Raw genomic sequence first — 13,504 nt, forward strand, 5'->3', positions numbered from 1 at the left:
AAGCTGATTTGGCGGCGGTGGCGGGGCGGGTAGGCAGAGTGCTCATAATGGAACTTGGATCGTAGATGACAGGCGTTTCGTGGAGAGCCACTTGTGGCGTCGTCCCTCACTTCCTGGTCGAGCGGTAAAGCAGGCAGGTCCGATCAGGCGAAAGGACACGGAAGAAGAAGCACAGCGTTCGAGAGTGACTGTCGAGTAAGGTGACAATCGGACGGCGATGTTCGCACTGCATTGCAGCGGTTCGCCGTCGGCATTCGTGCTAAGGGGGAGTGGTCATGCAGAAAAGGTAACTTCTTAGTGCCCTAGCGGCAACGGGACATGCCGGATTCGCAGCGTCCGGCTCACATTCAAAGGGGCGTAAAAATGGGGGGCTCAGGCCTCGGGGCGGGTGACGGTTCACAAGTCGGACTTGGGGTGTGCAGCCACTAGCGAGCGTCGTGGAACGTATCAAAAGTCCGTCACGGGGGATCGTTAGTCTTGTCCGCTACGGAGGGAATGCCGACGCAACTGGATTTCATCTTGCGGCGAATCGATGTCACAAGCCGCGGCGGGGCACTGCAGCAGATGCACCTTGCCCCGTGGCTGAGTGCGGAGCCAGTTTTTGGCACCTTGATCTCCGTGAAGTTCCAGCGAGCGCAAGGTGGCGGCGCTAAAGCATGCCGGCACGCCAGCCCCCGAGGGATACCGCGTGGCGGAACTGGCAAAGTCGCCGCTTATGACGGTGTCGATCAAGGCGGCGTAGTGTTCGGGTTCAATCGCGGGTTGGTCGCACAACGCGATCAGAATCGCGTCATGTTCGCTCCATTGAGACTGCAGTTCGTGAATCGCCAAACGCAAGCTGGTCGATTGTCCGTCGCGCCAATCTGCGTTGCGCAGCCAGCGAACCAGCGGATATTCATCCATGTTCACACTGGCGATAATGGCATCTTGATGAGCACCGACGACCACGGCGATTTGCTCGACTCCGGCCGCGGCGATTGTTTGAATCACATGCGTTAGCAGGTTGCCATCACCCCAGCGGATAAGCTGTTTCGGGTGGCCCAAGCGTGTTGAGCCGCCTGCGGCAAGAATGATTGCATGCTTCACGGCGACGTCACTGTGGCGAGTCGCACGAGTTCAGCCGGTTCGTGCAGCGGTTGGTTGCGACGATGCAAAATGCCGCCGTCACGTTCACTTTCGATTGCGATCAATTCAGCCACGATCGAGATCGAGATCTCTTCGGGTGAGACCGCACCGATGTCCAAACCGATGGGGCTGCGGATGCGATCAATCTCGGTTTCGCTGAGTACGCGTCCTTGTTCGTAAAGCCGTTGGACCAAGCCCGCAAGTCGACGTTTGGGACCAAGTAAACCAATGTATCGACTTTGAGAATCAAGCAGTTTTGGCAACAGTTTGACATCGCCTTCGAAATCGTGAGTCATCACGACGATATCCGTTCGCATGTGAATGCTTAATCGCTCGCACTCCTCTGCGGGGTCATTGCAACGCACGTCGATCCGGCCATCGGAGACAAGGTTTGCAAAGCGGTCTCGGTGGGCAAGTTCCGCACGTTTGCCGATCACGGTAACACGCCAACCGAGCTGGGCCGCGGCGCGGACCAACGGAATGGCGTCGTCGCCGGCGCCAAACACCACCAATTCACGAGGCGGACGCAGGATTTCGACGGCGGTTTCAACTTCATTGCCGTTGCGGTCTCGATACACCAGTACTCGGTTGCGGTGCGATCCGAGCCATTCTCGCTCGCATTCGCTGTCGATTGTCAATCCAGGACGTGAAACAAAACGTTGGTCCGCCATTTCGACCCACATGTCGCCCACGACGTACTCGGCACTATTGCTGCGGTAAATGGTCAACAGCCTCGCGATCAATCCGTCTTCTTCAACACAATCAAGCACATCGATGGCGATGGTGTCATCCGCTGTCACGCGTTGGCACAACACGTACACGACACCCTCGCAACCGGTGTTGTAACGCGTCGCAGTGACCGAATTACCACGAGTGTCAAACGCGAGCAATCGCGGCCCGGATTGGGTCGCTGACCAGACACGTCGACAGAGATCTTTCTCGAGGCATCCTCCGCTGACAAATCCACATCGCTGGCCCGATTCCGTCAACAGCAGTCTCGCACCAGGACGTCCATACCCGCTGCCGTCAAGTCGAACCACGGTGCATAGAACGCACGATTGCTCTTCTTCGATCGCATCACGGGCAAGTTGAATAAGATGACGCGTATTCAAACCATCACCTTTTCGGGGGTAATGGGAAGACTGCGGATTCGTTTGCCCGTGGCGTGGTGCACGGCGTTCGCAACCGCAGCGGCGACACCGGTGATCGAGATTTCGCCGATCCCTTTCGCTCCGATCGGCGAGGCATCGTAATCGGCAGTATCAATCCACATGATGTCAATTTCGGGAATGTCGGCGTTGACCGGGATATGGTACTCGGCCAGATTGTCGTTCGTGATGCGTCCCAGGCGATGGTCCCAGTGAGTCGCTTCCTGCAACGCATGACCAATTCCCATAATCATTCCACCGATAAACTGGCTGCGTCCCGTTTTCTTATTCAAAATGGTGCCGCAGGAGTAACACCCCAGCATTCGCCGCATTCGTACCAAGCCAAGCTCTTCATCGACAGCGACTTCGACAAACGTTGCCCCGAACGAATGCTTCGAGAAGGCGGAGTCCTTTGACGCTTTCAGTTCCCCCATCACGCTGACTGATTCCTTCATCGCGTCGGAGAGCAGATCTTCGATTGCGATTGATCCCTTTGGGCTGACCAACGTTCCATTTTCAAAACGAACCTCCTCGACTTTGACGCCGGACAACGCCGAATCCGATGGGGCGAGTCCCATCAATCGACTTTTCAGCTTTTCGACCGCATCACGAATCGCACCACCGACGCTTGCGGTGGTCGCGCTGCCGCCCGAGATGCCGCCTTTGGGTAACAAGGTATCGCCAAGCTCCATCGAAACTCGCGATGCAGGCACGTCCAGCATATCGGCAAGCAACTGGCTCTGGGCGGTTCGGGTTCCCGTGCCGATCTCTTGCGAGCAGCAGTCAATTCTGACACGACCGTCCGCATGCACCGTCACGCGAACTTTGGTTGGAAAGGTAAAGTAAGGATAAGTGGCCGCCGCGACTCCTTGTCCAATCAACCAGTTGCCCTCGCTTTGGCTGCGAGGGGCACGATCGCGATCGTTCCATCCGAAACGCTTCGCCCCCGCATCCAAGCACTGCAGAAGCAAGCGACTGCTAAATGGTTTACCCGAGTGGATATCCTTTTCGGGTTCGTTGCGGCGACGCAGTTCAATCGGATCGATTTTCAGTTCTTGGGCCAGTTCGTCGATCGCCGATTCCAGGGCAAACATTCCAGGCGTCTCTGCGGGCGCTCGCATGAATGTTGGCATTTGCGAGTTCAGACGACATTGTTTCTGGTCCAGCCGCAAATGGTCTGTGTGGTACATCATCCGCGTCACCATCGTGAAGGCTTCGCTGTACGTGTCTTTGATCGCGGTGGAAGCATAGCCATCGTGAATGATCGAATGAATTTTTCCATCCTTGTTTGCCCCGATCGCTACACGCTGGCGGATTGGCGTGCGATGACCTGTTCCGCCATACAGTTGACTTCGTGTGACGACGCACTTGCAGGGCTGGTCCGTCAGTTTCGCTGCGAAACATGCGAGCAACGCGTGAGGCCACATCAAGCCCTTGGATCCAAATGCACCGCCGACGTATTTGCAGATCACGCGAACTTGCTTTGGATCAATGCCGAATACTTTGGCGTAACTCGTTTGTGCCGCCGACAAACTTTGCGAGGTTTCGTAAACGGTCAAGAACGGCTTGTTGTTTTGGGTGGTCCAGTGCGCGATCGCAGCATGCATTTCGATTGGATTGTGATGGTTGCCAATCAATGGATATTCGTGATCAACCACCACCTCACTTTCTTGCAATGCCTGTTCCGCATCACCGATGGTGATCACCGCCGGCGCCCCCATCAGTTTTTCTGGACGTTCGTCCGCTTGCGCTTGATCGATATCCGTGACGTGCGGTTTGGTTTCGTATTTTAATTTCACTTGTAGCGCCGCATCACGCGCCGCGGTGAATGATTCCGCAACGACGGCGGCCATGTATTGCCCCGCATGAAACACCTCTTTCTCGGCGGCAGGAAACAGCGATGAAGCCACCGTGGTGGCAAAATTGGTTTCCGAGCCGGATTGGACCCGCGTAAACTTAGGCACATTTTCGGGCGTGATGACCAGCCGCACTCCGGACATCTTTTCTGCGTCGCTTGAGTCAATCTCGCGAACCGTCCCGTGCGGGATCGTCGACGGAACCGCGACGACGTGCAACATGTTTTCGATTGGCCACTCGGCCGTGAACGTGGCCGTGCCCGTGACTTTCTCGCGGCCGCTGACTCGGACAAGTGGTTTTCCAACCGGACCCTGCAAATCTAAGCTCGTATAATTCGTCACTGCACACCTCGTCCGTGTTGCATTGCCCAAAGTTCTTGATCGTTAAGTGGTCCGTGGTCGCGGAGGATTTTTAAGGCTCGAACAAGCGTCCTTTTAGCGAGCTGGACTTTGTATTGTGTTCCTGGTGGCGGGTTCGCGTTGGCCAGCGCGGCGTCGGCCGCTTGCTCGAAGGTGTTGTCCGTGGCAGGTTGACCGATTAACGCGTTTTCCGCTTCGGGGCTATGCCAGGGAATCGAACCCAATCCTCCAAGACCAACATTGGCCGATTTGATCGTTGCCGAGCTTCCATCGCCGTCAAGTTCGATACCGACCGACGCGCTGGCCAACGCAAATGCATAGCTGCTACGCTCGCGGACTTTTAAGTAGATGCTGTTTCGCAGGGTGGCTGAAATCGGCAGTTCAATCGTGGTAATCACTTCGCCGCGATCCAGTGCAGTTGAATACTGGAATTCCGTGTTGTTTGGCAGATGGTAGAAAGACCTTGCATCGATCGTTCGGTCGCCCTCGCGACCCGTTACTCGCACTTGGCCTGCGAAGGCGACCAAGGTGACGGCAAAGTCACCGGGGTAGACGCCGACAAGCCGGCCGTGATTGCCGAGGACCGCCATCATCGAGGTCTCGACCCCGGGCGTGTCAAACTTCAATTCCGCGTCTCCCTCGGGATTGAGCGGCATGTCGGGATGACGGAAATAGGTACAGCGTGTTCGCTGCATCAGATTGCCTCCGAGCGTGGCCATGTTTCGGATTTGGGGCGACGCCGCCAAAATCAGCGATTGACGCACTGCCGCGAGTGAGTCTTTGACAGCCTCGTCGTCGGCAAGCTGGCTCATGGTGCAACCGGCCCCGATAACAAGTTTCGATTGTTGCACCGAGACGCTGTCGTCTAACAGCGGCTTGACGAAGCTAAGCCGAGAAGGCGTCAGCACATTGAGTTTCATCAAGTCGAGCAACGTCGTGCCGCCACCGAGCAGCATTGTTCCCTCGGCTTGCAGTTGTCGTCCCGCTTCAGCAATGGAACCAGGACGCTCGAACTGGAATGGAATCATGACTGCTCCTTCGATGTGGAAGAGTCCGATGAGGAAGAATCCGAAATCACGACAACGCCGGAGGCGGGATCGCTTTCCGGTTCACTTCCGGCGACTTGGCGGACGGCCGCCAGGATGTTGGGATAGGCACTACAGCGGCACAGATTTCCGCTCATCCATTCGCGGGTCTCCTCGCTTGATCCAGCCGCATGGCCTTCGTCGACACAAGCGATGCCCGACATGATTTGGCCCGGCGTGCAATAACCGCACTGATAGGCATCGCAGCGCAAGAAAGCTTGTTGGATTGGATGCAGATTTTCGCCGCTGGCCACTCCTTCGATCGTCTTGATCTCGGTTTGGTCGACCGTGGCAGCCAAGGTTAGGCAGGACAGTACGCGACGGCCATTGATGTGAACCGTGCACGCGCCACAAGCTCCATGATCGCAGCCCTTCTTTGTTCCGAAGTGCTGCAGGTCCTCGCGAAGCAGGTCCACCAGCGTGGTGCGAGCGTCGATCGTAACTTTTTTGGATTTACCGTTCAGCTTGAACTGAATAGTGACAGTTGGTCGATTGGCGGTCACATCGGCATCGGTTGGCTTCTCAGCGGCCACTGCCGCGTTCGCTTCGCTGAGGACCACCGAAGTAGCCGACGCCACTCCAACATTCTTAAGAAATTCGCGGCGTTTGACTTCAATGCGATCGGGCATAGCAGGATCCGGTGCCGATTGAGATAAGAGCTTCAAGTGGCGTCCCCAGCGAAGCAAGTTACGCGCCAATATCTTGCTTGGCGGTCTCTCTCGGCGTTCCAGCGGATTGCCGGCTACGGCGACGGCAGCGTGGGCGATTTCTCTTCCAGCACCCCCGGGGCCGTCTGCAATGTTCGGATTTCGGCTTCCAATTTGTTCACCGCTTCGGCGCCGCTGTGGAACCCGTAATCCAATTCAAAACGGCGTGATTGGCCGGGGGCAAGTTTGGGCACGCGGCCGAAATGACGCTCGATGTTGCGGTTGAAAGGGAATCCGGTGCCTGGTTCGATTCCGGTCACGTAACCATCCGCCTCGGCCGCGGTGTTCTTCCAAATCGTCAGGTAAGGCAGTTGCGACGTATTCCATGCGATCGAGGCTGCTTGGTCTCCGGCGGCGTTGACCAGCATCGCTTGAGTTCGCCCGCTCGCATCCGCGATCGGGTACACCAAATAGACTTCTTCGATGAATCCTTTGGTCGGAGCCTGGTAGCTTGCAAAATGGTCGATTGACTTCGCGGCGTTGTCGTTCATCGGTTCGATCTTCTCGGCTGCGACCACGGTGCGAGCGTTTTTCTCTAACAGCGGCGTGCCAAAATTGGTGTGATAGATCAGCTGGAATTCTTGCTCGTCGGCACCGTGATTGACCAACGTGTCGGTGATCCGCAGTGTGGACTCGCCTGGAACGGTTGAGATCTCGGTGATTAACTCGAGTTTCGGACCGTAGAACATTCGCTCGTTAACGATGCCTTGCAGCCGAATACGATGAGGAGCTTCACGATCGACCGTGACGGTGACTTTTGACGCGGGAATGTTTCCGATCTTGCCGTGCAGCGTCAGATCCATCTCGACTTTGTCGCCCACGTTGTTGGTGAACACGTCCTTGCCCGGATGTCCCGCATATTCCAATCCGCAGCGGACCATCCACTCGTTGAATCCTTCCAACCATCCGAGTCCGCCTCGGCTTTCGAGATTGATGTATTGCGGATGAACCACCTCTTTGACGGGCGAGTCCCAACCAAACCGCATGGCTGTGGAATCAGGTTCATTCGAGTTCGCTTTTTTGGTGACTCGCAACACACTCATGCCTCGCGTCGGAACCACGACGATTTCCAGGACACCATTATCGATCGTGACCAGTTCGCAGCCCTCTTGTTTGCCTCCGTGCAGTGTTGTTTTTTCAACTAACCATGCAGGTGAGTTCTGCGGCGACACGTCAGCGAAGTCTTTGGATGTGATTCGAAAATTCTCGGTTCGCGTGTTCGTTTCAGTGTCAGTTAGAACGATCACGTGATCACCGCCGCTGTTGTCTTGGGCCAATCCCACCGTGGCCGCACCACTGCATGCGAGCACCGCGAGGACGAAATGGAAACGATGGAACATGGGACAGCTCGCCTTTGTGCAGTCTATGGAGTATTTTGGGGTCCAGCGTAATCGAATTCGCCTCCACGGTCGGCAAAACGTTGCGGGACATTGGCAAGTTTGCGACAATTCTGTTGATGCTGCGAAAATCCACGCCGAAGTCGTGTCGCTCGGTTATGATGAGGGACAGGCCTTTGGCGGACAACGACCCTCTGCAAGCAAATATGCACGCCTGGTCGCATCGCCGCCTCACGCCCACCCACGCTCGCCCTCCCTTCCCACCTTTGAACCTGTTTGATGCGTTTTTTACCGTCGATTCTTGCGCTATTGCATGGCTTGCTGTTCAGCGGGCTGTCGCTGGTTGTCCCGCTCGATGCGGCCGAGATTGTCGATGGTCCCCCATCGTTTGCACCCGAACAGATCGAATTTTTCGAAACGCAGATCCGACCGCTGTTGGTCCAGCACTGTTTCGATTGTCACAGCACCGATGCACCTGAGTTGGAGGCCGGCTTGTACGTCGATTCACGTGAAGGGATTTTGCGAGGCGGCGAATCGGGAGCCGCGGTGGTGCCAGGCAAGCCCTCCGAAAGTTTGCTGATCCAATCAGTGAACTACGAAGCGAGCGAGATGCCGCCGGACCGTAAACTAGAGCAGCGGCAAATTGATGCGTTAACGCGATGGGTCGAAATGGGAGCTCCTTGGCCTCAAGTCACTTCATCGCCGGGAGTCCCAATCGCGACCGGGACCGATTGGTCCTCTTTTGATTGGGAGTCCGCTCGGCAGAGCCATTGGGCGTGGCAGCCTGTGCAGCGGCCGGAAATTCCTGCGGTGGACCCTGTCCTCGTGGTCAATCCGATTGATAACTTTGTTGTCGCACGTCGGACCGCGGCGGGGCTCGATGCGGTGGCGATCGCAGAACCCGAAATTCTAGTCCGCCGCATTTACATCGATCTGATTGGCGTTCCGCCTACGCCAGAACAAGTGCAGTCGTTTGTTGCGACGTCGGCGATGGATCGGCAAGACGCGGTCGAGTCGCTGGTCGACGAACTGCTCGCTTCGCCGATGTACGGCCAACGTTGGAGCCGCCATTGGTTGGACGTTGCTCGTTACAGCGACGGGCTGGGCGGTTTTCTGGACAACAAACCGCTCAATGCTGCATGGCGTTATCGCGACTGGGTCGTGGACGCCCTCAATCAAGATTTGCCAATCAACGAGTTCATTCGTTTGCAAATCGCGGGTGATCAAAACGGCGGCCATTCCGAAGCAATCGCGACGGGGTTCTTTGCACTTGGCCCAACCTATCGATCCGACGGTGGCGATCCCGACAGCGTTGCTCAGGCCAAAGGCGAAACGCTGGACGACCGCGTCGATACGCTCACGCGAGGCTTACTGGGAATCACCGGAGCTTGTGCCCGTTGTCATGACCACAAATTCGATCCGATTCCTCAGCAAGATTACTATTCGCTCGCCGGGGTTTTCAATAACACGGCGGTGCGGGACATGCCGCTCGCATCCGGCGACGTGGTCAAGCGTTTTGACGCTCACCAACGCAAAGTCAACGAGCTGCAAAAACAGCTCAACCAGCTCAATAAAAAAATCAAAGATGATAAACGTGATGCGACCGCCGAAGAGCAATCGCAATTGGGCGAGTGGCAGACGAAACTAGCGGATTTAAAACAGAACGCTCCCCCCGGCTACGAAATTGCGCATACGTTACACGACACGGGTAACGGCGATATGAAAGTCGCATTGCGAGGCAATCTTCGCCGAACCGGTGACGTCGCACCGCGTCGTGTTTTGCGGCTGTTGTCGGGCAAAGAACCGGATCGATTCACCAGCGGCAGCGGACGCGCGGGCCTTGCCGATGCGATCGTTGATCCCGAAAACCCTTTAACGGTTCGCGTTTTTGTCAATCGCGTATGGATGCATCATTTTGGTGCGGGGTTGGTTCGCACGCCCAGTAACTTTGGCACGCTCGGTGAATCTCCGACGCATCCTGAGTTACTGGATTGGATGGCCAGTGAATTTGTCGCGGGCGGTTGGTCACTCAAATCGCTTCATCGACAAATCATGAATTCGGCCACCTACCAGCTCAGTAGCACGTTTGACGAGCAATCATTTAAAGCCGACGGCGACAATCGATTTCTGTGGCGAATGAGTCCCCGGCGAATGGATGTCGAAGCGTGGCGTGATTCGCTATTGGCGGTGACCGGTGAGCTCGATACGTCGCTGGGCGGTCCCTCGTTGCCAAATGTCACGGAAAACAAACGCCGAACGCTGTTTGCCAAAGTCAGCCGCAACGGCGACGTGTTTGAGTCGGATCGTTTCCTGCGTCGATTTGATTTTCCGCTGATGCGGGCAACGGTGGCTCAGCGGCCCAGCAGCATTGTGCCACAGCAGTATCTGTTTTTGATGAATAGCCGCTTTATGGTCGAGCGAGCGAAATCGCTGGTGGCGTTGCTGGCGACTGCAAGTGAATCCGACGCGGCAAGGATCGAGCACGCTTACGATTTGTTGTACTGTCGCAGTCCCGAGCCGATGGAATTACAGCTCGGGCTTCAGTTTCTTTCCAGTCCCGAGGATGCGAATCCGCTGTCGCGTTGGGATCGCTACGCTCAGGTCCTGCTGAGTTCCAATGAATTCATGTTTGTGAGGTAATGAAGATGTTTCACTATGATCCGATGCCCGTTCTGAGCCGTCGCGACGCGCTTCGCAAAATGGGCGCGGGGTTTGGCTCGATGGCGTTGGCAAGTGTGGTCGCCCAGGCGGAAGCGGCATCGGGATCGGCCGTGTCCGCTTCGCCGCTATCACCGAAATTGCCGCACTTTGCCCCTAAGGCCAAGCATGTGATTCAGTTGTTCATGCCGGGTGGCCCGTCTCAGGTGGATACGTTTGATTACAAGCCGCAGCTCGCGAAGTTCGCGGGGCAGCGACCGGCCATGGTCGATCGAAAATCATTGCGTAATACCAAAATGGGGCTGATGCCGTCGCCGTACTCGTTCAAACAGTACGGTCAATGCGGCAAACATGTTAGCGAGATTTTTCCGCACGTTGCCCAGTGCGTTGACGACATTTGTTTCATTCATTCGATGCATACCGACATTCCCGAACATGCCGGCGCGATGATGATGATGAACGCCGGTCATCTGCAACCGAGTCGCCCCAGTATGGGATCGTGGTTGGTTTATGGTTTGGGAACCGAGAATCAAGATTTGCCGGGGTTTGTGGCGATGAGTCCCCGGGCTCAGCCGCGAAACAAACTGGCGAATTGGGGCAATGCGTTTTTGCCAGGCGCCTATACCGGCACCTACGTCAACATTCACGAAATGCAGCCTGATCGCATTTTGGACGATCTAAAAAACGGTTGGTTGCCCAAAGCGGGCCAGCGTCAGCAGGCCGATTTGCTGACACGGTTAAACCAAATCGATTTGGAGCGTCAGCGACAAGACCAGCAGCTCGAAGCGAGCATCCAGACGATGGAGATGGCGTTTCGCATGCAGTTCGCCGTTCCGGATGCGTTTGATACAAGCCAGGAATCGAAGCAAACGCTCGAAATGTACGGCGACAGCGAATATGCGAAAGGTTGCCTGTTGGCGCGGCGGTTGATCGAACGCGGTGTCCGCACCGTCCAGCTCTCTCATTCAATCGACGGTTACGATATTGCTTGGGACACCGGGCACGGCAATATCGTCGACGGTCATCGAGCCCTCGCGGTGGCATGTGATCAAGGGATCGCAGCGCTGATCAAGGATTTGAAACAGCGTGGGCTGTTTGAAGAGACGTTGCTGATTTGGGGAGGTGAATTTGGCCGCGCCCCGACCTCCGAAGGCCAGAAGGGCCGCGATCATGATCACTACGGCTTCACCACTTGGATGGCAGGCGGCGGCGTGAAAGGCGGAATCAGTTATGGTTCGACCGACGAATTTGGGCTGACCGCCATCGAAGATCGCGTGCACGTCCACGACTTGCACGCGACGGTCTTGCACTTGATGGGACTGGACCACGAGCGGTTGACGTACCGCTACAGCGGGCGTGACTACCGTTTGACCGACGTGCACGGAAAAGTGATGAAGGACATTATCGCCTAAATCGCGGATAGAAAAGGCAAGCAGCAGACCCCAGAATCGGTTTTTGGTCCGCCGCAATAACAGCGTCCAACTCGCCCTCCGTAGTGGATCTTGCTAAAGATCCCACCACGAAAAACCCCGGCACCTGCGAAGACAGCAACACGCTCGAGCGACGGTTCTCCTCGCTCGCGAACTCAAGATTTGGCCCGGGTAATTCGCCCGGATGATGCATCCACCCCGTGCGACTACAATAGACGCTTCCCCAACACACTCCCCCGATTCCCCTTTTCAGCGAAAGCTTATCGTGACCTTGCTTCGTATTCTCGTCGCCGTTCCCATTATTGCACTGACCCTACTGACCGCCGTCCGCAGCGATGCGAAAGACGCGGCGGAACCCAAACGACCCAACGTGCTGTTCATCTTGACCGATGATCAACGCTATGACGCACTCAGTTGTATGGGGCACCCTCATCTGAAAACGCCAAATATCGACCGCTTGGCCGACGAGGGATTGCTGTTCAAAAACCATTTTTGCACCACCAGCCTCTGTTCGCCCAGTCGTGCTTCGATCCTGAGTGGGCTTTACGCTCACACCCATGGTGTTACGAATAACTTCACCGAATACCCGTCGGACATGACCAGCTTTCCGCTACGTTTGCAGGACACGGGCTACGAGACCGCCTACGTCGGCAAATGGCATATGGGGGAAGGGAATGACATGCCGCGGCCCGGGTTTGATCATTTCGTGACTCATAAAGGTCAAGGCAGCTATTTTGACACCGAGTTCAATTTCAATGGCAACGACCGCCGCGTCGTCAAAGGCTACTACACCACCGTCGTGACCGACATGGCGACGGACTGGATCGGAGACCGCGACTCGGACAAGCCTTGGTTGATGATGGTCGGCCACAAGGCACCGCACAGCTTCTACTTCCCGGAGGAAAAGTATCAAAAGACGTTTGACGATGTGGATGTGCAGTATCCCAAGAGTGCATTCAATTTGAGTGACAAGCCGGCGTGGTTTCGAAAGCGACTCGATACTTGGCACGGAATCTATGGACCGCTATTCGATTGGCGAAAACAGTTTCCCGACAAAAGCCCCGAGGCAGTGAAGGATTTTGCTCGCATGGTCCGTGCTTATTGGGGAACGCTATTGTCAGTCGACGACAGCGTCGGACGTTTGTATCAGTTTCTCGAAGAGCGTGGCGAGCTCGACAACACGCTGGTGATCTTTACCTCGGACAACGGGTTATTGGAGGGTGAACATGGGATGGTCGACAAACGGACCGGTCACGAACCTTCGATCCGGATTCCGTTGGTGGTCCGTTACCCGGGGCTAACCAAACAGCCTCGCGTGATTCCGCAGCTAACCGCGACGATTGATTTTGCACCCACGATTCTGGATGTCTGTCACGCCGAACCTTTAGAGAAGGTACACGGATCAAGTTGGAAACGTTTGGCGCAAGGCGACACGTCGGGATGGCGTACCAGTTTGTATTATGAATACAACTATGAAAGTCAGTTTCCTTACACACCGAATGTTCGGGCACTGCGAACGGACCGCTGGAAATACATTCGCTACCCGCATGGTGATGGGTCGCCTGATCGTCACATGGCGGAACTGTACGATTTATCGGTCGACCCCGAAGAAGACACGAATCTGATCAACGTCGCGGAACATGCGGGGACAGTCAGAACGTTGCGGGCCGAGCTTGATCGATTAATCGCCGCCAGTGGCGATGGCAAACCCGACAGCATGCCGATTGACGAAGGCATCCAATCCGGCTTACCCGAAGAGTCGATCCGCTAAGTTCGGTGTGGTGCAAGTAAGAGCGTC

At 56.1% G+C, this 13,504-nt stretch carries 9 protein-coding genes; 3 read left to right on the plus strand and 6 right to left on the minus strand.

Annotated elements, in window-relative coordinates:
* Window positions 1-471: 471 nt before the first annotated feature.
* The 6 genes from ABX962_RS15825 to ABX962_RS15850 form a co-directional block, all read right to left on the minus strand.
* Window positions 472-1,086 carry an NTP transferase domain-containing protein gene (locus tag ABX962_RS15825; protein ID WP_372721026.1) on the minus strand — a complete coding sequence of 205 codons (615 nt, stop codon included), beginning with the start codon at window positions 1,084-1,086 and terminating at the stop codon, window positions 472-474.
* Window positions 1,083-2,237 (minus strand): XdhC family protein, encoded by a 1,155-nt coding sequence (locus ABX962_RS15830; protein WP_372721027.1) that lies wholly within the window; start codon window positions 2,235-2,237, stop codon window positions 1,083-1,085. Before ABX962_RS15830 ends, ABX962_RS15825 begins: the two co-directional genes overlap by 4 nt.
* Window positions 2,234-4,471 carry a xanthine dehydrogenase family protein molybdopterin-binding subunit gene (locus ABX962_RS15835; RefSeq protein WP_372721028.1) on the minus strand — a complete coding sequence of 746 codons (2,238 nt, stop codon included), beginning with the start codon at window positions 4,469-4,471 and terminating at the stop codon, window positions 2,234-2,236. Before ABX962_RS15835 ends, ABX962_RS15830 begins: the two co-directional genes overlap by 4 nt.
* The gene (locus ABX962_RS15840; protein WP_372721029.1) at window positions 4,468-5,517 is read right to left on the minus strand and encodes a xanthine dehydrogenase family protein subunit M; all 1,050 of its coding nucleotides are present in this window, start codon (window positions 5,515-5,517) and stop codon (window positions 4,468-4,470) included. The genes ABX962_RS15835 and ABX962_RS15840 overlap by 4 nt, the downstream gene beginning before the upstream one ends.
* Window positions 5,514-6,203 carry a (2Fe-2S)-binding protein gene (locus ABX962_RS15845; RefSeq protein ID WP_372721030.1) on the minus strand — a complete coding sequence of 230 codons (690 nt, stop codon included), beginning with the start codon at window positions 6,201-6,203 and terminating at the stop codon, window positions 5,514-5,516. Before ABX962_RS15845 ends, ABX962_RS15840 begins: the two co-directional genes overlap by 4 nt.
* Window positions 6,204-6,316: 113 nt before the next feature.
* Window positions 6,317-7,621 (minus strand): aldose 1-epimerase family protein, encoded by a 1,305-nt coding sequence (locus ABX962_RS15850; protein WP_372721031.1) that lies wholly within the window; start codon window positions 7,619-7,621, stop codon window positions 6,317-6,319.
* A gap of 276 nt (window positions 7,622-7,897) precedes the next feature.
* On the opposite strand from ABX962_RS15850, the gene ABX962_RS15855 reads away from it, so the two are divergent.
* From ABX962_RS15855 to ABX962_RS15865, 3 genes are all read left to right on the plus strand, one after another.
* Window positions 7,898-10,258 (plus strand): DUF1553 domain-containing protein, encoded by a 2,361-nt coding sequence (locus ABX962_RS15855; RefSeq protein ID WP_372721032.1) that lies wholly within the window; start codon window positions 7,898-7,900, stop codon window positions 10,256-10,258.
* A gap of 5 nt (window positions 10,259-10,263) precedes the next feature.
* Complete coding sequence (locus ABX962_RS15860) at window positions 10,264-11,688, plus strand: DUF1501 domain-containing protein (RefSeq protein ID WP_372721033.1); 1,425 nt, start codon at window positions 10,264-10,266, stop codon at window positions 11,686-11,688.
* 283 nt (window positions 11,689-11,971) lie between these two features.
* Window positions 11,972-13,477, plus strand: coding sequence for a sulfatase (locus tag ABX962_RS15865; RefSeq protein ID WP_372721034.1), 1,506 nt, complete (start codon window positions 11,972-11,974; stop codon window positions 13,475-13,477).
* Window positions 13,478-13,504 lie beyond the last annotated feature (27 nt).

Origin of the sequence: Novipirellula sp., from assembly GCF_041583735.1 — a bacterium.
Classification (GTDB): Bacteria; Planctomycetota; Planctomycetia; order Pirellulales; family Pirellulaceae; genus Novipirellula.